General features: G+C 42.3%; 25 protein-coding genes. 13 read left to right on the top strand and 12 right to left on the bottom strand.

Translation table 11 applies throughout. From position 1 onward, the window contains the following. The gene (hypD, locus tag JEY82_RS07115; RefSeq protein ID WP_304084275.1) at positions 1 to 1,095 is read right to left on the bottom strand and encodes a hydrogenase formation protein HypD; all 1,095 of its coding nucleotides are present in this window, start codon (positions 1,093 to 1,095) and stop codon (positions 1 to 3) included. A 317-nt stretch (positions 1,096 to 1,412) separates the two neighbouring features. After that, entirely contained in the window at positions 1,413 to 1,778 is a 366-nt protein-coding gene (locus JEY82_RS07110) for a response regulator (RefSeq protein ID WP_304084274.1), read from the bottom strand. A 202-nt stretch (positions 1,779 to 1,980) separates the two neighbouring features. Here JEY82_RS07110 and JEY82_RS07105 point away from each other — a divergent pair, with 202 nt between their 5' ends. Then, positions 1,981 to 2,928, top strand: a complete 948-nt coding sequence (locus JEY82_RS07105; protein WP_304084272.1) for a chemotaxis protein — start codon at positions 1,981 to 1,983, stop codon at positions 2,926 to 2,928. A gap of 88 nt (positions 2,929 to 3,016) precedes the next feature. Continuing rightward, on the top strand, positions 3,017 to 3,346 hold the full coding sequence (locus JEY82_RS07100) for a hypothetical protein (protein WP_304084269.1): 330 nt from the start codon (positions 3,017 to 3,019) through the stop codon (positions 3,344 to 3,346). 70 nt (positions 3,347 to 3,416) lie between these two features. On the opposite strand, the gene JEY82_RS07095 is transcribed toward JEY82_RS07100, so the two are convergent. The 5 genes from JEY82_RS07095 to JEY82_RS07075 all read right to left on the bottom strand — a co-directional run bounded on the left by JEY82_RS07095 (position 3,417) and on the right by JEY82_RS07075 (position 7,187). Continuing rightward, complete coding sequence (locus JEY82_RS07095) at positions 3,417 to 3,626, bottom strand: cold-shock protein (protein ID WP_304084266.1); 210 nt, start codon at positions 3,624 to 3,626, stop codon at positions 3,417 to 3,419. 53 nt (positions 3,627 to 3,679) lie between these two features. Then, a complete protein-coding gene (infA, locus tag JEY82_RS07090; protein ID WP_304084263.1) occupies positions 3,680 to 3,898 on the bottom strand; it encodes a translation initiation factor IF-1 in 219 nt (72 codons plus the stop codon). Between the two features lie 239 nt (positions 3,899 to 4,137). Beyond that, positions 4,138 to 5,736, bottom strand: coding sequence for a GTPase HflX (gene hflX, locus JEY82_RS07085; RefSeq protein ID WP_304084562.1), 1,599 nt, complete (start codon positions 5,734 to 5,736; stop codon positions 4,138 to 4,140). Positions 5,737 to 5,863: 127 nt separating this feature from the next. Continuing rightward, positions 5,864 to 6,463 (bottom strand): IMP cyclohydrolase, encoded by a 600-nt coding sequence (locus tag JEY82_RS07080; protein ID WP_304084261.1) that lies wholly within the window; start codon positions 6,461 to 6,463, stop codon positions 5,864 to 5,866. Between the two features lie 169 nt (positions 6,464 to 6,632). Further along, entirely contained in the window at positions 6,633 to 7,187 is a 555-nt protein-coding gene (locus JEY82_RS07075) for a lipopolysaccharide assembly protein LapB (protein WP_304084259.1), read from the bottom strand. Positions 7,188 to 7,498: 311 nt separating this feature from the next. Between JEY82_RS07075 and flgB the strand changes: the two genes are divergently transcribed. From flgB to JEY82_RS07030, 9 genes are all read left to right on the top strand, one after another. Then, positions 7,499 to 7,909 carry a flagellar basal body rod protein FlgB gene (flgB, locus tag JEY82_RS07070; RefSeq protein ID WP_304084257.1) on the top strand — a complete coding sequence of 137 codons (411 nt, stop codon included), beginning with the start codon at positions 7,499 to 7,501 and terminating at the stop codon, positions 7,907 to 7,909. Further along, positions 7,909 to 8,349, top strand: coding sequence for a flagellar basal body rod protein FlgC (gene flgC, locus JEY82_RS07065; protein ID WP_304084254.1), 441 nt, complete (start codon positions 7,909 to 7,911; stop codon positions 8,347 to 8,349). Before flgB ends, flgC begins: the two co-directional genes overlap by 1 nt. A 66-nt stretch (positions 8,350 to 8,415) precedes the next feature. Next, positions 8,416 to 8,742 carry a flagellar hook-basal body complex protein FliE gene (fliE, locus tag JEY82_RS07060; protein ID WP_092159648.1) on the top strand — a complete coding sequence of 109 codons (327 nt, stop codon included), beginning with the start codon at positions 8,416 to 8,418 and terminating at the stop codon, positions 8,740 to 8,742. 125 nt (positions 8,743 to 8,867) lie between these two features. Then, positions 8,868 to 10,472 carry a flagellar basal-body MS-ring/collar protein FliF gene (fliF, locus tag JEY82_RS07055; RefSeq protein ID WP_304084249.1) on the top strand — a complete coding sequence of 535 codons (1,605 nt, stop codon included), beginning with the start codon at positions 8,868 to 8,870 and terminating at the stop codon, positions 10,470 to 10,472. 1 nt (position 10,473) lies between these two features. Continuing rightward, on the top strand, positions 10,474 to 11,475 hold the full coding sequence (gene fliG / locus JEY82_RS07050; RefSeq protein WP_304084246.1) for a flagellar motor switch protein FliG: 1,002 nt from the start codon (positions 10,474 to 10,476) through the stop codon (positions 11,473 to 11,475). Next, complete coding sequence (locus JEY82_RS07045; RefSeq protein ID WP_304084244.1) at positions 11,462 to 12,211, top strand: FliH/SctL family protein; 750 nt, start codon at positions 11,462 to 11,464, stop codon at positions 12,209 to 12,211. Before fliG ends, JEY82_RS07045 begins: the two co-directional genes overlap by 14 nt. Beyond that, entirely contained in the window at positions 12,204 to 13,529 is a 1,326-nt protein-coding gene (locus JEY82_RS07040) for a FliI/YscN family ATPase (RefSeq protein ID WP_304084241.1), read from the top strand. The genes JEY82_RS07045 and JEY82_RS07040 overlap by 8 nt, the downstream gene beginning before the upstream one ends. A gap of 285 nt (positions 13,530 to 13,814) precedes the next feature. Then, a complete protein-coding gene (locus JEY82_RS07035; RefSeq protein ID WP_304084238.1) occupies positions 13,815 to 14,360 on the top strand; it encodes a transporter substrate-binding domain-containing protein in 546 nt (181 codons plus the stop codon). Next, entirely contained in the window at positions 14,353 to 14,655 is a 303-nt protein-coding gene (locus tag JEY82_RS07030; RefSeq protein WP_304084236.1) for a hypothetical protein, read from the top strand. Before JEY82_RS07035 ends, JEY82_RS07030 begins: the two co-directional genes overlap by 8 nt. A gap of 4 nt (positions 14,656 to 14,659) precedes the next feature. Here the strand turns inward: JEY82_RS07030 and JEY82_RS07025 are convergent, their stop codons facing one another. The 4 genes from JEY82_RS07025 to JEY82_RS07010 form a co-directional block, all read right to left on the bottom strand. Further along, the gene (locus tag JEY82_RS07025) at positions 14,660 to 15,853 is read right to left on the bottom strand and encodes a PP2C family protein-serine/threonine phosphatase (protein ID WP_304084233.1); all 1,194 of its coding nucleotides are present in this window, start codon (positions 15,851 to 15,853) and stop codon (positions 14,660 to 14,662) included. Positions 15,854 to 15,962: 109 nt separating this feature from the next. Next, positions 15,963 to 16,196 (bottom strand): hypothetical protein, encoded by a 234-nt coding sequence (locus JEY82_RS07020; protein WP_304084231.1) that lies wholly within the window; start codon positions 16,194 to 16,196, stop codon positions 15,963 to 15,965. 532 nt (positions 16,197 to 16,728) lie between these two features. Continuing rightward, positions 16,729 to 17,574, bottom strand: a complete 846-nt coding sequence (locus tag JEY82_RS07015) for a HesA/MoeB/ThiF family protein (protein ID WP_304084228.1) — start codon at positions 17,572 to 17,574, stop codon at positions 16,729 to 16,731. 3 nt (positions 17,575 to 17,577) lie between these two features. After that, a complete protein-coding gene (locus tag JEY82_RS07010) occupies positions 17,578 to 17,802 on the bottom strand; it encodes a MoaD/ThiS family protein (protein WP_304084226.1) in 225 nt (74 codons plus the stop codon). An 89-nt stretch (positions 17,803 to 17,891) separates the two neighbouring features. Here JEY82_RS07010 and cysQ point away from each other — a divergent pair, with 89 nt between their 5' ends. Continuing rightward, positions 17,892 to 18,659 carry a 3'(2'),5'-bisphosphate nucleotidase CysQ gene (cysQ, locus tag JEY82_RS07005; RefSeq protein WP_369681152.1) on the top strand — a complete coding sequence of 256 codons (768 nt, stop codon included), beginning with the start codon at positions 17,892 to 17,894 and terminating at the stop codon, positions 18,657 to 18,659. A gap of 12 nt (positions 18,660 to 18,671) precedes the next feature. Next, positions 18,672 to 18,938 carry a hypothetical protein gene (locus JEY82_RS07000; RefSeq protein ID WP_304084220.1) on the top strand — a complete coding sequence of 89 codons (267 nt, stop codon included), beginning with the start codon at positions 18,672 to 18,674 and terminating at the stop codon, positions 18,936 to 18,938. Positions 18,939 to 19,051: 113 nt separating this feature from the next. Here the strand turns inward: JEY82_RS07000 and JEY82_RS06995 are convergent, their stop codons facing one another. Next, positions 19,052 to 20,533: an ATP-binding cassette domain-containing protein gene (locus JEY82_RS06995; RefSeq protein WP_304084217.1), complete on the bottom strand. Its 1,482-nt coding sequence runs from the start codon at positions 20,531 to 20,533 to the stop codon at positions 19,052 to 19,054. Positions 20,534 to 20,685 lie beyond the last annotated feature (152 nt).

The raw sequence follows: 20,685 nt of genomic DNA, 5'->3' as shown, positions 1-20,685 counted from the left end.
TTAATCTACTTTATATTTGAAGTATGCGGCGCAACTGCCTTCGGTTGAAACCATACAAGGACCTACAGGAGATGCCGGGGTACAGGCTTTCCCAAACAGAGGACATTTCTCAGGAGTCATTTTCCCTTTCAAAACATCTCCGCATTTACAACCCGGCAAAGAAGGACACTCCCCGATTTTAAGGTCAAAAACTTTTTTAGCATCAAAACTTTCATATTTATCTGAAAACTCGAGTCCGCTATTCGGGATCAAACCTATCCCGCGCCACAGCGCATCTGAAGATTCGAAAACCTGATACATGACTTCGACAGCCTTAGGATTACCGTATTCAGACACACCACGCTGGTACTGATTGATAACCTTAGGATGCTCTTCTTTCATAGACCGGACCATCTGCAACAGAGCTTGTAGAATGTCGACCGGTTCAAACCCGGTAACTACCGCAGGTGTACCATATTTAGCGCCGATAAAATCGTAGGGATGGATACCGATAACGGTTGAAACATGACCGGGCAAAAGAAAACCATCAATCATTGTTTCAGGATCGGATATCAAAACATCAAGAGCAGGCGGAACAAGCTTATGAAAAGACAGAACCTTGAAATTATCAATCTTCTGCTCTTTTGCCATCATAACCGTTGCGGCTATGGCCGGAGCTGTTGTTTCAAAACCTACTCCCAGAAAAACAACCGTATCATTAGGATTTTTGCGTGCAATTTCGAGGGCGTCAAAAGGAGAGTAGATAATTTCCACCCTTGCACCGTCCGCCTGAGCATTTTTAAGACAATGCCCTTTTTTACCCGGCACCTTTATCAAATCTCCGAAGGTGGCAATAATAACACCGTCTTTGCCGGCAAGGTCTAAAAAGGCATTAACTTCGGACTCATGAGTTACGCACACAGGACACCCCGGGCCACTCAAATGAATCACCTTTTCAGGTAAAACAGAATGTAACCCACTACGAAAAATCGCAACAGTGTGAGTTCCGCAGACTTCCATGAACCGTATTTCTTTCTCGATTTCTTTGTTCAAGCAATCAAGCAATTTTTTACAGAGTTCAGGATTTTTAAATTGCTCTAAAACTTTCAGGGACAAGGCACACCCCCCATATTAACGTTTTCAGGCTCTAAGATCACAACTTCAAGACAAAAAAGGCCATTTGGTCAAAATAACCCCGTATATTTAAAATAGATCTGCCCCTTTGCCACCAAAGCTATTATTAAACATAATTAAAATATAACCTTAGTTTTTAAAAAAGCTTACGGGTTCATTATACCCAATCACGATTCGTAACAACCCCGTAAAGCTATGATAATTTCATGAATAAAAAAACGGACCCCGATTGAGTATCGGAATCCGTTTAAAAAAGTACTTAAAACCTAAAAATTTCAAAAACATACAAAAATAGACAGCTATCGGAGGCAGCGATTAACAACTTCTTCAAATTCAGCTTTATCAATCGGCTTTGTTAAAAAGTATGTAGCGCCGAGAGCAAGCAGATTTGAGATATCTGAAACCCCGACAACCGCTGACATAATCACTATCGGCAATTCCATAAACTGAGAATCTCCCCGGAGCGTTTGAACGAGCTGCCGGCCATCCATCTCAGGCATCATAATATCTGTGATCAACATATCAAAATTATTTTCAGCTTTTAAAGCTTCATAAGCATGTTTGCCATGCGGGCTGACGAATGGAATGTGCCCCATATCTTCAACAAATCTGGCTGCAAGTTTTTGTGATATTCTATCATCTTCAGCTATCAAAATTTTATACATATTTTTTACGCCCTTCCTTATGAGTTAAAATAAACTCAATAATTTGAATTTGTAAAGAATTTATTCTTAACATCATTACCACCTTTATTTCAAATTTTATAGACCTGTCTACTCTATTCATGTAATTTAGCGTAATGAGATGCTTAATATATTTATTATTTAGCATATTTCAGATCACACTTAAAAAGCTGGAGCCTTTGTAATGGCAAAAACTGATATTTTACTGGAAACCGGAACGAATGAACTTGAGATATTAGAGTTCTATATTGATATACCAGCATCTGATGCAGGTCCGGCAGAAAGATGTCATTTCGGCGTTAACGTTGCCAAGGTAATGCAGGTCATTGAAAGCCCTAATCTTGAACATCCGGAATCAGCTGAGCACCCCTGTTTCATGGGGACCATCCCACTGAGAAATCATATATTACCAGTGCTTGATCTTGCCGTCTGGCTGGGACTTGAAAGAAATAACCAAAAATATGATATTGTTATCGTAACAGAATTCAGCCAGACTGTTTCCGGTTTTCAGGTAAGCGGAGTTACCGAAATTCACCGGGTCGGCTGGCAGCAAGTGCTTTCTCCTGACAAATTTATGAGCAGTTTTAAGGATAGTTGCATTATCGGAATAGTAGAACGCGAAGACAGATTCATCCAACTCTTAGATCTGGAAAGCATTTTAGCAGACCTTGATCCAACTCTCGGAGGCAATCTGTCGGAACCATCTGCTGTTGCTTCTGAAGCTTATACGGCACTGGTTTGTGATGATTCACCGACTATTCGGGCAATGTTGGAAAAAATTCTTACTTCAGCGAATTTCAGACATACGATCGTACAGAACGGTGAAGAAGCCCTGAACACTCTTATAAAAATTAAAGAAATGGCTCAGCAGGAAAAACGCCCTGTAAAAGATTACGTCGAAATTATAATCTCAGACATTGAAATGCCCCGAATGGACGGCTTCAGCCTTACTAAATGGATTAGAAAAGATGAAGATTTTAAAGATACTCCCGTTATTTTATATTCCTCGATCATTACCAAGGAACTTAAGCACAAAGGCGAATCAGTAGGAGCCAACGAGCAAGTATCAAAACCAGATCTCCACCTGCTCCCGGCCAAGGCTATTAAGCTCATTGAGGGAGTCAGACCTTAATTATAACTCACGTAATATTCCGATCTGACCAAATGAAAATTTTTACAATCACAATTTCAATCTTAGCAATAAAAATTCGGGAGCTTATATGATGGATGATGTTAGAGTCTACGGAGATGTCCACGGGCTTTCACAAAAAGATTTTGATGAAATGAAAGATGAGATTCCATTTAATAAAATCGTATATAAAGATGAGCTGTTAAGTGTAGACTATGAAGGCCATTATATCGATATTGATGATTTTTTAGAGGAACTGGTCAAAAGACTTCCCAAAACAGCATGGGCAAAAGTTGATTTTATCGATCATGTGGATTGGCAGATGACAAGACATGAGATCATAGAAGGAAAACTATCATCGCGCCAAATAAATATCGACGCGGTTCTGGAGCCTACAAAAAATGAAGCAGGCCAAAGATAACCAGCTCATAATTTATAAAAAAGGCAAGGCCCGTCTGTTGTAACAACAAACGGGCCTTGCGCATTTTAATCTAATAATTTATAACCCTTACAGATACAGCTTTCGGGGCGAGACTCTCATCAACCAGCTCAAAAACAACTTTTTCTCCTACCTCAAGAGTTTTGAACCCATCACGAATAACTTCGGAGTAATGTACGTATATATCCTGACCGGTTTCATCTGTAATGAAACCGAACCCTTTTTGCTCGTTAAACCAGCTGACAACGCCTTTCGAGCTCATATTACTCCCTATACTCAGGATTTAGAAAAATGATCAAAATGATAATCAAAAACTTATCGTATTCGGAAAGTTATACGTCCGCGAGTTAAATCATAAGGGGAAAGTTCAACTTTGACCCTGTCTCCCGGAAGAATGCGAATATAATATTTACGTAATTTGCCCGAGATATGCCCAAGAATAATATGCCCGTTCTCAAGTTCAACACGGAACATGGCGTTAGGCAGAGCTTCCTGCACTAGACCTTCAACCTCAATGGCTTCTTCTTTAGCCACAGCTTCCTCCATCACACAGCCTTTACGGCCCTCGATATTTTTTTATATTCCATCAGGAACCAGATAGCTTTAGCAAAATTCATATAACACTTGCAACAATGTTTTAGCACTCCCGGTCAAAAACATCTCAACGAGTTCTATAATTATATCATATAAAAATAAAAAGGCCCACCACGGAAATTCCGTGATGGGCCTTTACCAACTATAAATAAAATATCAGCAAACTGTCAGTAAAGAATCTATCTAACTTTTTTTGACAGTTTTCCAAGCTTCTCAAGAATAAGTTCAACCAAGGGCCTTAAAGACTTACGGTCCCGCGCGCTTGCTGGAATTCCTTGAGGAAAATAATTCTGCATCATTTCACGTTGATCTTCATTTATCCTATCCCATTTATTTAAAACAAGAATTATGGGAACCTCATTCATTTCCATTTCTTCAATAATCTTTTCAACCGCTTCGATCTGCTCTTCCACTTCAGGATGAGATACATCAGCAACATGTACCATAATATCTGCGGCCTCAAGTTCTTCAAGAGTAGCCCTGAAAGCTTCTTTCAATTCCTTAGGTAACTGACGAATGAAACCGACAGTGTCAGTAAGAATTAGTTCCTGATCATTAGGAAAGCGAATGCGCCTGCTGGTCGGATCAAGAGTTGCAAAAAGCTTATCTTCAGCAAGTACCACACTGTTTGTCAAAGTATTGAGCAAGGTGGATTTTCCGGCATTTGTATAACCGACAAGAGAAACAACCGGAACACCGGCCCGAGCGCGACGATCCCGTGTAAAGCCCCTCTGTTTGCTAACTTTTTTCAGCTCATTGCCAAGCTTAGTTAGTTTATCTTTAACTCGTCTGCGGTCAATTTCCAGCTTAGTTTCACCCGGACCTCGACCGCCGATACCACCCATCAAACGTGACATGGCATCATTCTTTCCGACAAGACGGGGCATCATATACTTGAGCTGCGCCATTTCAACTTGCAGCCTGCCGGCTTTTGTTGTGGCATGCTGAGCAAAAATATCAAGAATCAGCTGTGTGCGGTCCAGAACTTTACGTTCGGTGATAGTAGCAAGGTTTCGCATCTGAGCAGCAGAAATTTCCTGATCAAACAGAACAACTTCTGCATCCGCCTGCAATGCCAGAATTTCAAGCTCTGCAAGCTTTCCCTTACCCATAATAAATTTGGGATTAATCTGACGAATCCGCTGAATCATCCGCCCTTCGACTTTGAGACCTGCAGTATCAGCAAGATCCACCAACTCATCGAGAGAACGATCCTGAATCGTCTTAGAATCCTGAGATACGCTGACCACAATCGCCCGTTCACGCTTATCCGCCATATCTCTGGTTTTATCCGCGCGGCTAAATTCTTCTTCAAGAGCTTTGACTTGTGCCGGCAGATCCATGTCCGAAGTGTCCCAGCGAACCGGAGGTAACTGCTCATATGCTTTTTCTCCTGACCCCGGAGGGAGAAGGTAGCCATATTGAACAAACTCAGGATCACCATGAGAATCGGAAACGATGACTGTCACATTGTCCAGCCGCAGGAAAACCATATCCATAAGATCTTCTTCTGAAAGATTTTCCCCTGAAATATGAGTATGCAGCAGCCTGAGTCCTCGCAACCGTCCTTCAGACTGTCGGGCTCTGGGCAATTCAGGAATATAAATCGATGTGGGATCGCCGACAAGAATCATCTCAGGACGGCCCTGTCGATTTACAAGCAAACCGATCTGCCTTCCTATCTCATTACTGAGAATTGAAAGCTCACGGGCCTGTTCATTAGAATATCCGCACGGATCGCTATAACTGCGCTCCGCAAGACGGTTGATCCGTTTGATTTCTCTGGGCTTAAGCCCTTGCGTATTTCCTTTTACTTTCAGAGCGATGGCTGCATCTTCCTTTATCCCGCAGGATATTTGAACAGTGAAAGCGGAACGTCAGAAATCTGTCGTCCCGCTTAAATATTTACGCGTCGTGTTCTGCCAAATACTTGGCTATCATGGAATCGTACTCTGAAACAAGCGCAAAAGTTTCTGCGGCAAGTTCTTTTCTAAGTGCTAGAGAGATCTTGCCGTCATTATTCTTCATTTCTTTCAGAATACGGGGATAATGTACAGGACTGGGGACAACCAGAACGGAATGAAAATTCTTTGCGGCAGCACGAAGCATAGTAGGACCACCGATGTCGATTTGCTCAACAGCGCTCCTGAGATCCTGCCCTTCGCTGACAGCCTTGGCAAAATTATACAAGTTTACACAAACCATATCGATCGTCTTGATTCCATGTTCATCAAGAGTCGACATGTGTTCAGGGTTATCCTTATCCGCGAGCACTCCACCATGCACATTAGGGTGCAAAGTTTTGACACGTCCGCCCATTATTTCAGGGAAACCGGTAACGTCGCTTACTGACTTAACAGTAAGACCTGCATCTTTAAGAGCTTTTCTGGTTCCACCGGTGCTTATAAGTTCTACACCGAAACCAGCCAAATCAGACGCAAATGCAGCGAGTCCGGATTTATCAGTAACACTGAGAACACCGCGCTTTATAGGCAACATATCCATAACACTTCTCCCACTATTGTTTTTGTGGAGTTGTGCCGGAATTATCCGCCAAAGGCAAGCTCCCGCTCTTACATTTTGCCAGTATCGGCCCCCGTCCTTTAATTAACATTAATTAAAGGACGGGACCAACCTGGAGGGGAGTCGACTTTATATAAAGGTTCCGCGGAGCTTAAATCTGCTCGAGCAGTTCCTTTGCCGCAGCATTTGCGGGATCCATTTCAAGGATCATTTCGAGTTGTTCTACAGCTTCAGCTTTCTTGTCCATGCAAATGAAACAACCGGCTAAAGAATAACGGACTTCGTGCTTTTCAGGTTCAATGGCTAGGAAATTTTCCAAAAATGGAACTGCCTGATCAACAATTTCAGCTTCGTGTCCGATTCTGATTATACCGAAAAGTGCAACCATGTTGCTCGGATTAATCTTCAAGGCATCGGAAAAACTTTCAAAGGCTTCATTCTTTTTGGCGGTTTCCATCAGAATGAGTCCCATTCCTGCGAAGCTCTTATCAGTAACTTCTACAGAATGTGCCTTCTTGTAAAGAGCCATGGCAGAATCATACTCACCGCGTTGAATCGCGATGGTAGCAAGCCCGATATAAGGATCGGGATGCACACCGTTAGATCCGGCAGCCTTCTTGTAGTAATCTTCAGCTTTATCCAGTTCACCCATAAACAGATAACACTCACCGAGTTCCTTGTTAATTTCATAATCTAAATGACTCATAATCCCCTCCGAAAATATTTACCGCCTTTAATAAATAGGTGGCATTTTTTTCGACCATTATTGGCCTGCTAAAAATAATGCAACTGCTATGCCAAGACAAAAACTACCACCTCCTTCATTATATATAGGTTTTTAAAGACCGCCCGTTTTACGACGCACATCTATTACAGCAACGCTTCTTTTCACAAAATAAGCTTAAACAACAGACTCTTACAAACTTGGAACAAGTCTTGCTATTCAATAATCACTTACTACCCCAAGTGGCTTCCGCATCATGGAAGAACAGGAAATTTTTGCAGGAGGATTGAGAAATGAAAGGACTTTTCGAAGGTAACGTAGCTTTGACAGGTAAGGTTTTGGACTTAAGACTCCAGCGTCAAAATCTTGTCGCATCCAACCTCGCAAACGTTAACACCCCTGGTTACAAAGCGAAGACACTGGAATTTGAAGACAGCCTCCAAAAAGCTATCGGTAAAGACGCCAGAGGCAAAATGACCAAAACCAGTAAAATGCATATTCCTGCCACTTTTGATGCGAACAAATTCAGCGGCAGAACTCTTTCAAATTTTGAACCCAGAGTTATCCACGGTGAAAATCCCGTAGACATTGATAAAGAAATGGTAACCATGGCCAAAAATACTTTAGCCTACAATGCCTTGACTCAGATAGTCAGTAAAAGTTTTCAGGGAATGCAAAAAATCATTCAGGACGGAGCTAGATAATGAACTTCATGACAGCACTTGAATTGGGAGCCTCCGGGCTCAAGGCGCAGAGAGAGTATCTTAACGTCGTATCAATGAATATGGCGAACTCCAGAACAACGCGCACCGCAGATGGCGGACCTTACCGCCGTAAAAGTGTTGCCATGGAATCCACTCCCCTGCTCTCTCCTTTTGACACAGCAATGAACAGTGAAATGAATCAGCAGCTACGCGGCGTAACAGTCAGAGGTATCGTCTCCGACACCCGCCCATTTAAAGAAGTATTTGAACCTAACCACCCGGATGCCGATGCCAAGGGCATAGTCAGATACCCTGACATCAACGTGGTGGAAGAAATGGTTAACATGATCACAGTCAGCAGATCGTACGAAGCTAACGCACAGTCCGTAGACGCTGCCAAAAAAATGTTCAACCGCGCTCTTAGAATTGGTCAGGGCTGATAAACCTTAACAGCCGTCAAAGACAGAACGCAGCAGATAGAATTTCGGAAATCAAGGAGAGAGAAAATGTCCATTAAAAACGTAGCAATGCAAGCTTACTCCAACGCACTTCAGACCCAGAACAAATTTGATAAAAAGTTCGACTCGGTCATGAAGCTTGGCAAACCTGAAGAAAACTCCTTCACCGAAACGCTTAAAACCTCTTTGACTTCTGTTAATGACCTGCAGACTCAAAAGAAATCTATGATCGAAGATTTTGCTTCAGGAAAAAATCAGAATGTTCACGAACTGATGATATCACTCCAGAAAGCCGGATTGGCTATGAGTATGACCAGCACTGTCCGCAGCAAAGTGATGACGGCTTATCAGGAAGTCCTCAAAATGCCTTTCTAGACATTATTTTGGCAGGGCCTCCTGCATATGCCTAAAAGCAATTTATAACTTACTATAATATATACGATTAATAAAGTCGGACCACTTATTGCTTTTCTCTCAGAAAAATCGTCAGGAGTTTGATTATGCCCAACTTCCTCAATGAGTACTTAGCTAAATTTACAAATTTTTGGTCCGACCGTACAGTATCCCAACGGATTCTCATCGGAGGTTTGGCTGCCTCTGTTGTAATTGCTTTCCTTCTTATGGTCTTCTGGCTCAACCAGACAGACTATAAAGTCCTTTACACCAAACTCTATACTGAAGATGCTTCCCGCGTTGTAGGCATTTTGCAGTCTACTAAAGAACCTTACAAAATTGAGGACAACGGTGCCACAATTCTGGTTCCTGCAGACAGAGTGTATGACCTGCGCCTCAAGATTGCAGGTGAAGGAGCCATGCACGGACAGGGAATCGGTTATGAAATTTTCGATGAAGTGCAGATCGGTCAAACTGACTTCATCCAGCGCATCAACTATCAGCGCGCTCTTCAAGGTGAACTTGCAAGAACAATCAGCGAATTTCCTCAGGTAGAAAGAGCCAGAGTTCATCTTGTACTTCCCGCTAAATCTCTATTTATTGAAGAACAGGCTGAACCATCAGCTTCAGTTGTCTTGAAGCTCAAGGATGGCGAAAAGCTTTCTGAAAAGCAGATCAAGGGTGTCCTTAATCTGGTTGTCATGTCTGTTGAAGGGCTCAAGGGCCAACATGTCACTATTACGGATATGCGTGGGCAAGTTCTGTATCAGCCTGAAGAAGACGGCGGACTGGGCTTAAATGTCAGTTCCAGCCAGCTTCAGTATAAAGCTGAAATGGAAAGTAAAATAGAGCAACGCATTCAGCGGTTGCTTATGCCGATAGTCGGTACAGAAAAAGTTATCGCCAAAGTTAACGCAGAACTCGATTTCAGACAGCGTACTATCAAGACAGAAGCATTTGACCCTGACAGTCAGGTTGCCCGCAGTGAACAGTCAAGCGGAGAAACCACTAAGGGTACTGCCAACGTTGACGGCGGAGTCCCGGAAGCAAATTTCAGAGGTGACGGTTTCACTGGAACAGCCACAACTCAGGAATCAAACCGTGAGACCAAAACAACCAACTATGAAATAAATAAAGAAGAACAGCAGATAATTGTCCCGGTCGGTGAACTCAAAAGATTGAGTGTTGCAGTCGTAGTCGACGGCACATACGAGAAAAATGCTGAGACAGGTGAAATGACATATATCCCGCGTTCCGAAGAAGAAATGGAACGCATCAGAGAATTAGTTCGCTCGGCGGTTGGTTACGATTCCACCCGCGGAGATGCTCTTGAAGTGTCGAATATGACCTTCGGTATGCAGGATGCTTTCGGCGACGAAGGACTCATGCGCACCATGCTTGAATACGCTCAAAGACTCGGAAAGCCTTTCCTTAACGGGCTTCTCATCTTCCTCTTCCTGATCCTTGTAGTACGCCCGGTAGTAATGGCTCTCATCAAACCGCGCATCGCTGAAGAAGACATTGATGAGATGGCAGGACTTCCTGAAGGTGTAGAAAGACTGTCTCTTGATGAAAGTGACCTTGACGAAGAGGCTCTAGATACGGCACGTAAGCTGGAGAACGCCAAGGCTCAGGCTCTGCAACTTTCAGAAAAGAATATGGATCAGGCGGTGCAGGTTCTGAAGACCTGGTTGAAGCAGGAGGCAGCATAAATTGTCGACCCCATTCACTGGGAATCAAAAAACAGCCATAGTACTTCTTGCCCTCGGGGATAAGTTTACGGCTGAGTCATTCAAGCGCATGAACCGCATGGAAATAGCCGAAGTTTCAAGAGCTATGCTTGATATGGACTCAGTCCCCAAGGAACAAGTCCTTGAAGTACTAAAAGAGTTCAATGAAACTCTGGCTTACGGCGCAGAACTTCTTATGGGTGGAGCTGATCAGGTCAGAAGACTTCTCAGCAAATCTCTTGATGAAGAAACCGCTAAATACATTCTGGATAAGCTCGACCTCGAAAGCGGTCCAGCTCCATTCCAGGAATTACAAAATGTAAGTCCGAAAATTCTTGCTCAGATTCTCAGGAATGAACATCCTCAGACACTAGCTTTAATTATTGGACATCTACACCCCGAAAAAGCAGCGGATTTAGTTTCCAGTCTGCCGGGAGGTGTCAGAGCCGAAGTCCTCATGAGACTTGCTAAACTTGAAGCCGTTGCAGAAGAAATGCTCATGGAAGTTGATAGAGTTCTTCAAAGTCAGCTCATAGCCATGGGTGGTAAAGAAGGTAAAAAGGTGGGAGGAATCCCTGCTGTAGCAGAAATTCTCAACGCCGTAGACCGTGCAACAGAAGAAGAAGTTCTTTCGGAAATCGAAGAAGAATCCACACAGATGGCAGAAGAAATTCGAAACCTTATGTTCGTTTTCGAAGACATCAAGGGACTCGACGACAGAGCAATCCGCGAACTTCTCAAGGAAGTTTCCAACGAAGAACTCACCACAGCACTCAAAGGTGCTTCTGATGATCTTCAGGAACTTATCTTCAAGAATATGTCTGAACGTGCTTCCAACATGATCCGTGAAGATCTCGAAATCATGGGGCCGGTAAAGCTCTCAGATGTAGAATCAGCACAACAGAATATCGTCAAAAGCATCCGTCGTTTAGAAGACGAAGGACGCATAATGATAAGCAGAGGATCCGGAGATGTCTTTGTCTAACACCGAAGCTGAAAATAAATTCTACACCGGTAGAGTCATCATGGGCCTTGATTCGAATAACAATGCCCAGGAAATGACTATTCAGGATATGGAAGGTAAAAAGAAGCCTACGTGGGATAAAGACACCGATCTGGAATATTTTGAAAGGGTTAAAGCAAAAGCTCAGGACATGGCTAAAGGTCTCATAACTAAAGCCATGGCTGAAGCTGAACAACTTAAAGCCGATGCCAAGATTGAAGGATATGCCGAAGGAAAAACTCAGGCTGCAACGGAAGCTGAAAAACACATGATCGGTTTCAGCCAGAAACTAGGGCAGACTTTGGCCGCAATTCAAGAGCAGTCACAGGCTGTAATTGCAACTCAATCCGCTGATGTAATCTCTCTGGTTATGATGGTTATAGAAAAAACACTAGGAGTGGAAATGGAAGAACGCAGGCAGGAAATTCTCGCCTCGCTTCTGGATGAAGCTCTATCTCATATTGATTCGCAAACCATGCTCACGGTAAAAGTTTCACCTGCGGATCAGCAACTTATAGCTCAGCTTCTGGAGCAGGCTCAGGCTGATTACCCAGGCCTTGCTAAGTGGCGGACCAAAGCAGACCCTGCAATTGACAACGGCGGAGTTATCCTTGAAGCCGAAGATGCCATGATCGATAACACGATCACTTCCCGCTGGGATGGCGTACAGGAAATACTGGAACAACTTGCCGCAACAGCCGGAGAGAACAATGGCTGACATGAAAGGTTGCACCGAGCTGCTCTCATCCATTGACCCTTGCCGCACTTACGGCAAAATAACCAAGATTGTCGGTCTAATTGCAGAAGGTAAAGGAATCAAGGCTCCTCTTGGTTCAGTGTGCCACCTTATGCCTGGAGAAGATTCTGTAGAACCAATTCCTGCTGAAGTTGTAGGGTTTCGTGACGGAGCTTGTTTGTTCATGCCCTACGGAGAACTTCATGGAATCGGCCCGGGATGTCTCATCAAAAGCGCAAGTGCTCCGCCTCACATTCCTGTCGGGATGAATCTGCTGGGAAGAGCCGTTGACGCATTCGGACAGCCGATTGACGGGAAAGGACCTATTATCCCCGAAAGCTTTAATCCTCTTCACCGTGATCCACCTAATCCCCTTGAACGACCGCGCATCAATGAACCTCTTGATGTCGGTGTCAAAGCTATAAACAGCTTGCTGACACTCGGAAAAGGTCAACGAGTCGGCATCATGGCAGGTTCAGGTGTCGGAAAATCGACACTGCTCGGCATGATCGCAAGATACACTGTGGCAGACATCAATGTCATAGCTCTTGTCGGCGAACGTGGTCGAGAAGTTGTGGAATTCATGGAACGGGACCTAGGCCCTGAAGGCATGGCCCGCTCAGTCCTTGTTATCGCTACATCTGACAAAAGTCCCCTGTTACGCATGAGAGCGGCCTACACTGCCACCGCTATAGCTGAATATTTCCGGGATAAACAAAATGATGTCATCCTGATGATGGATTCTGTAACACGTTTCGCAATGGCTGGACGTGAAGTGGGACTTGCCGCAGGCGAACCGCCTACCCGCGGAGGATACACTCCTTCAGTTTTTGCACAGCTCCCAAAACTTCTTGAAAGAGCAGGTAAAAGCCAGCTTGGCTCCATAACAGGTATTTATACTGTTCTTGTCGACGGAGACGATTTCACGGAACCTATCGCAGATGCAACCCGCTCAATTCTTGACGGACACATAGTTCTCACTCGTGAACTGGCCGATCAGGGCCACTATCCATGCATCGATGTATTAAAGAGTGTAAGTCGAGTAAGAGGCGATATTACTCAAAACGACGTGATTACTGCCGGTAGGCAAGTTCTCAGACAACTTGCGACCTTCAACAAAGTTGAAGACATGGTTAATATCGGAGCCTATCAAACCGGAGCAAATCCAGAAATTGATACAGCCATTAAAATGGTTCCGGCTATAAACCTGTTTTTACAGCAGTTGGTTAGCGAGAAACAAACTCTTGAAGAAAGCTTTAATGCTCTTCTTACTTTGAATGCTGCCGGTCAGGCTAAATAAATAGAACTAAACTCTTCACTTACGATTTTCACTCTGCCTCGCTTAATTTTACCCTTTCCGCCTTAATCTCAAAAAAGACACTACAGTCCTACTATTCACTTATAATATATTATATATTTTCACCTGAAAAGCTTGTTTATCCCCCGAACCTTATATATAAGAATAATAATAGCTTTATACGGAAATTTAACTGATCATAACTTTTAAATTAAGACTACATTGGGATGTCTTTTTTTTATTCTTTGCGATTAACGACTATTCTACCTTAAACAGAGGTTGAGAGCTGTGAATATTCATTCTAAAATAACATTTCTCATAATTGCTACACTATTTTTTATACCGCAAAACGCTCTGCTCGCCTCAGCAGCCCAGCTTACAATCTCCCATTCTGCCTCAATGCCTCCACTTTCTTTTCTCGATGAAAAAGGAAACCCTCAAGGAATAATCATAGATATATGGAAACTATGGTCTGAAGAAACTGGAATTGATGTTGTTTTTAAACTTAGCAACTGGAATCAAGCTCTCACTTCAGTGACAAATGGAGATACTGATGTACATGGAGGGCTCTTCTACACAAAAGAACGGGCAGAAAAGCTGCACTTCAGCGATAAATTCTTTAATTTTAGCGGAGGATTATTCGTCTCAAAAAAACTTACCGACTTCAAAATCGACAATCTTGATAACTTGAACTGCGGGGTAATAAAAGAAGGTTTTTCAAAGAAATTTATGGAGGATAATTTCCCATACGTATCACTCGTCATTTATGACTCATGCAGCAACCAAAGACCGGATTCAAGCATTTATCGCAGATTTTCCAGTCGCCATGTATAATCTTAACAAGCTGGGAGCAGAAAATAATTTCTGCTATTATGACCTTTTCACAAAATCAATACGCCCGGCTGTAAGCAAAAAACATATGGATAAGCTTAAACCTATCGTAGCCGGAATAAATTCAATTCCTAAAATAAAAAAGGAAAGAATTATTCATAAATGGCTCACGCTGGAAAAAACTTCACCCGGATGGACAACCCCTGCAACTGTTATCCTTTTGGGAATAGCCTTTATCCTGATCTTATTATTTCATAAAACAGACATACTCAGGGGTCTTAGATCAAAAAAGAATTAGTCACTTAATCACTAGCACCCTTTTTCCAACGTATAGAAAGAGCCGTAACATCATCGTCAAAGACCGGACGAACTCCTGTTTCTTTTTCCAAGAGGTCTTCAATTGCATCAAGATTAAGGCTGTCTGTGTGCATCAACTTGCCGGCAATATCCATAAACGGCTCAAGACTGAAAAATTTATCCCCCATTCGCCATTCATAACACCCATCCGTGAAAAGAAATAAATCCAGTGAAGAGGTAAATCGGCGCTCATCAAGAGTGCAGTCCACCGGGAAAAAACCTAAAGGAGGAACATGGGCCTTTAAAGGTTCCCCCATGATGCCATCCTGCATAATAAGTGCAGGGCAATGCCCGGCACTTAGAAATTTCATAACTCCGGCATTGAAATCAATATCCGCAGCAAAAAGGGTAACAAAATAACTGTCTCTGCCGATCAAGTCCACCAGATGAGTATTAATCTGAAACAGACTGTGAGCCAGATCGCGAGTCTCGGAGCCGTCAGCTTTAAACAAAGTCCTGACAATTGCCATAATAAAGGCAGCCTGAGGTCCGTGCCCTGAAACATCAGCCATAATAACTCTGATTACACCGTCCTCAAGATCAAACGCATCAAAATAATCACCACTGGCTCGTCCTGACGGCCTATACAAACTCTTAATCTCTAACCCTTTAATAAAAGGTACATTAGTCGGTAAAAGCTTATCCTGAAGTCTCGCTACCAAGCTAACTTCATCATCAATAAGATCATAGGCTTTTTGCAGATCGGAATTAGCAGACTGCAATTGACGTGTAAGCATGACCTGCCTAATGGCTACGCCGACCCGAGCCTTTAACTCGACAACATGGAAAGGCTTGGTCAAATAATCATTTGCACCGGCATTAAGAGCTTTCGCCTTGATGTCCTGTTCATCCTGCCCTGTCAGTACAATTATAATTACTTCAGGGTCACCGAGAGAATTACGTATCTTTTCAATTACATCAAATCCATCCATTTTGGGCATAAGTAAATCAAGCAGAATTACACTTGGACGAATATCAACATATTTATCAACACATTCAAGCCCGTCAGCAGCGGTCACTACCTGATAATCATCTTCAAGAACTCTCGTAAGAAAATTTCTCATAGTAATGGAATCATCCACAACCAATATAATCGGAGATTCATCCTCTCGCTTATCATTTTGAACTTTAACGCTCACCCGCATACCTCCGAAACAATTATGACATCTAAAAAGGTAAAAAGAGTCTTTAACTGCCTATGGATTTACCATAGATTTTAATAATTCTACAGTATAATAAACTAATATATCAGGATTCAGCACTGTCAGCTACAGGCAAATTCTTATAACTTGATTTAATGTTCCAACATAAATCAGCCACTCTGGAAGAGCGCTGACCGATGACCTTGGCTATATAGGAGACCCCTCCTTTATTTAGCTTTTTGCCTTCCGATTCATAGCACTCTATGGCTTCTCCGAGAAAATCAAGAGCTGCCGCTATATAATTTAACTCCGTAACAACATCTTCAAAGTCTTTATTCATATTCTATCTCCAGATATATTTATGCAGCATTGTGCCTAACTTGGAGAATGATCTATATTTACAACGCTATTATGTCTACCCTTTTCTGCATAATTTTCAATAGATTCAGCTATTTGCGGATGCTGAACCATTTTTATATTATTAAAAAATTTACAAGAAAAAAGTTACATACAAACACTAATGTAAAACTCATATTTTACTTACAGTTACATTTAAAATTAATATAATTCAGTTCTCCAACAAGCATGAGTAAAGACAATTAAAAATTAAAAAAATACAAACCTAAGTAATATACATAAATAATAACACGATAAATCAAATAATTAATATTAAAGACTTTAAAATACTTAATTTTTAAATTTTATGATTTCAGATTTAATGCCATTACTACCCAAATAAAGAAATAGTATAAAAGACTAAAAGAATGACAATAAACATTGGTTTACGAAGAGTATATTCAGAATGTAAATATGATCAGGAGGTATCTAGAAGAAAAGATAAAAAGGAAAGTAAATTTGAAACATTACCAAAACTAAAGGGTTACAACATCAAAATATAACCCGGCAAGGTCAAACATAAAAGCTTTACCGGTTAGACCAGCCCCTTTACCACTGAGAATTTTAAGAACTTCAGCACTCTGAACGCCTACCGCAGTTGAGATTGCAGACACAGGAGTTCCAAGCAATTCCTCAAGGCCGTTATTGTTGCCGAAAAAATCTGAAGGAGAGGGATCACCCGGATAAACTGTTGAAACAATTCCTGCCCAACCGGCAACACTTGCGGTAACAAGGGGAATTCCAAGCTTTGCAGCAGCATCTTTAAGTTGACCCCGATGTTTCAATCCCCCCAGACAATCAACAACTACGTCCGCACCTTTTATGAAACCGTCAAACTGCTCAGCTTCTAGGTATTCAGACTTAACATCTAAAAACACTGCCGGATTAACTTTTCTTATCAATTCATAAGCGGCATCAGCTTTTGAATGTCCCAAAGTATTCTCAGTAGCTAAAAGTTGCCTGTTCAAATTTGATGCTTCAAAAACATCACCGTCACATGCAACAATATGCCCCACTCCGGCCCGGGCTAAAGATTCAAGTAAATGACCGCCAAGTCCTCCGAGACCGACAACCGCGACCTTTGAAGCAAAAAGCTTTTCCTGTTCCTTTTGACTGAAGGTTGTCAGATTACGGGTGTACCTTTCCGGAACAGCTCCCTGTTTAAAGGCAACACACTCAACATAATTCTGATCAAGCCCTAGCTCTATTGATATGGATTTAGAAACAGCAAGAGGAGCTATCTTTACACTATGCTCCGGTGAAAAGATTTTTTCAGTATATTTACCTTTAAATTTTTCAGAAATATCTTTTTCTAAACTCATGTCTCACCCGCCTGTTATCGGAGGAAATATCTTAATAATATCTCCGTTAGTAATCACATAGTCAGGATCAACCCGCCGTTCACCTACAAAAAACATGGCCGCATCTTTCTTAGAAAAGCCTAAAATATTGGGTAATTCATCAGCAACAGTACCCTTTTCAATTTCAAGAGACTGTCCGATGACATGAAATACGGCAAGGTGACCAAAGCAGGTTACATTAATTTTCATCGTTTATAGTTAGTCCGCTATGAAATTTATGTCAAAACCTACAGCGGATTCACAGCAAGAGCGGATGACATGCTTAAAAAAGGCTGATAATGTTTGTTTATATGAAAAACATGATAATAAATCTCTCGCAAATCGCCCGTGATGCGGGAGATGCTATAATGAAAGTAAAAAAAAAGGGATTCGAAGTCACCAGTAAAAAAGATGACTCGCCCGTCACTCAAGCGGACTTAGCCTCTAACGAAGTTATTATGGCTGCCCTTTCAAATCTTTATCCTGATATACCCGTTCTATCTGAAGAAGGAACCGACATTCCTTTCTCTATAAGGCAAACATGGAAAGAATTCTTTCTGGTTGACCCGCTGGACGGAACAAAAGAATTCATCAAAGATAACGGTGAATTTTGCGTCTGCATAGCGTTAATGCGTAACAACCGCCCCGTTCTCGGCGTTATTTACGCACCTACCAGCGACACATTGTATACCGGCAGTATAGAAACCGGTGCTTATGTGAGCAGAACCGATAAAGATCCAGAACGAATTATAACCAAACCTGCTAATGAAAATGAAGGCTTGATTGTTGTAGGCAGCAGGTCGCACCCTTCTCCTGATCTGGAAACATATCTCAGCACAAAAAAAGTTGCAAAAATGACTCCAGCAGGAAGCGCAATTAAATTTTGCCTTGTTGCTGAAGGAAAGGCACATATTTACCCTAGATTCAACCCCACTATGGAATGGGATACCGCCGCAGGACAGGCCATTGTAGAATCAGCCGGAGGCTCAATGCTCGGACTTGACGGAAAACCTTTCCCCTACAACAAAGAAAATTTAAAAAACAAAGGCTTTTTTGTAACAGCCTGATAAGGAACTGACATGCGCCCACTTATATTAATATTTTTACTACTTTTCGCAGGCTGTACTTCATATCAAAACCCCGGTTTAGACCCTTCTGTTAATCAGGGTGAAAGATTTGCGAAAGACCGCAAAGAATGTACAGACAGAGCTAAAAAAGCAACAGGATCTGCCCCCGGAAACCAACTTAGATTCCTTAAAACCTATGAACAGGAACAGAAAGAGTACACTCGGGAAAACAGAGCTTACGAGGGCTGTATGTCCGGAAGGGGATGGATAAAAAAATAGCATTTAAAAAATACCTAAGAAGAAAGGGAGGAAACCACTTATGGCTTCCTCCCTTTTTACTTGTACAAATAATTAATTTATTGAAAATACAAACAAATTCTATTTTTACGAAATTACCTGTTTTGCAAATATTCCTCTTTCTCCCCGTTGAAAGAAATCTTCCCGTCAGTAATTTCGAGAACATGTGAAATAGACGGAATCAACTCTTCTTTATGATGGGTGACATAAACCATCGCCACTCCTGCCGCAGCTAAGGATTCTAGCAAGTTGTATATTTCTTTACGGGAAACGGCATCAACTCCGGCCAAAGGTTCATCGAGTAACAATACATCCGGTTCTGAAACCAGAGCTCGCGCGATAAACGCTTTCCGCAATTGTCCGTATGAAAGCTGCACTGTAGTTCGTTCTGCCAGATCTTCGAGGCCGAAGAACTTCAACCATTCGTAAGCTTTTTCACGAAGTTCATCAGTTATTTCATCAAAAAGTCCCACTGAAGCAAAAAAACCGGAAATAACAAGATCCAGTATACGGATAGGTCGTCCCACTGCTTCCCCGAAAGAAGCTTGAAGCGAAGCAGAAACCATTCCCATCCGCCCGCGAACAGAACGTAAGGAATCTCCCTTTTCAGGCAGTCGTTCCATCTGTTTCTCAGCTGCATAGGCAGCGGCATCTCCGTAAAGAAGACGTAAAAGAGTTGACTTTCCGGCTCCGTTATCACCGAGAACAGCCCAGTTTTGTCCACCGTTCATTTCCCAGTCGACGTTCTTCAGAACTGTATTACCGAGAAAGACCACACTTGCATCACACAATCTGAAAAGTGTTTTCCCGGCTTCAATACGATTAACGGCTGGTGGTATACGTTCCTGAGCTCCGTCGATAAAACAGGAAACCCCTTTGCCCTGTCCGTCTTCACAGTGATCAATCTTTCCATCAGCTAAGTGAAGAGTTCTGTTTATACAAGTAGGCAGTTCTTCGTCTCTGTGAGCGGAGCAGACAATTGTTATTCCTGCGGCAGCGGCGGCATCAATGGCTTCAATCAACTGAGCACGCGACTTCTGATCTATACCTTCTAAAAATTCATCAAGAATAATCACTTCTGCACGGGCAATGAGCGCACGGGCAATAAGAATTTTTCTTCCTTCACCGCGAGACATTGCAACAATACTTCTTTTGGCAAGGCTCTCCATGCCGAGAGTTTTCATCAAAGATCTGACTTCTTCATATTCCCACTCGTCTGCAAGTCTATAAAGAAAAGGAGTGTTATCTTTTCCCGCTAAAACAGCTTCTTCTCCGCTGACATCCCAGCCCATTTTAAGAAAAACATCCTGCTGTTCGGGAGAAACAATATATATACGTTCTTGAGCATCAATAGGACTGTAAGTCTTTTTACCGTCGAAATAGTACTCGCGGGATTTGTCATCATCAGGCCAAACAGCCCCGGCAAGAACTCTGAACAGGGTTGTTTTTCCCGCACCATTAGGTCCAAGCACGGCCCAATGCTCACCTCGTTTGATATTCCAGTCAATTGATTGGAGTACTGACCCCTGTTCAAGTTCAATGGAAACATTGCGCATGGAAACGATCTTACTGCTCATAAAAACTCCACTTTATAAAATATAAAAAAATCTGTTTTTTATAATACTTCGGAGCAATTCAACTACTATTTAAGCACATTCGGTGCAAGTTTTTAGCAATATACAGATCAAATTTATATTCAGTTGATAAAAAGTTATTTTATTCTTATAGT

This window comes from Maridesulfovibrio ferrireducens (genome assembly GCF_016342405.1).
GTDB classification, from domain to species: Bacteria; Desulfobacterota; Desulfovibrionia; order Desulfovibrionales; family Desulfovibrionaceae; genus Maridesulfovibrio; species Maridesulfovibrio ferrireducens_A.
This window is presented reverse-complemented; position numbering and strand designations above follow the sequence as displayed.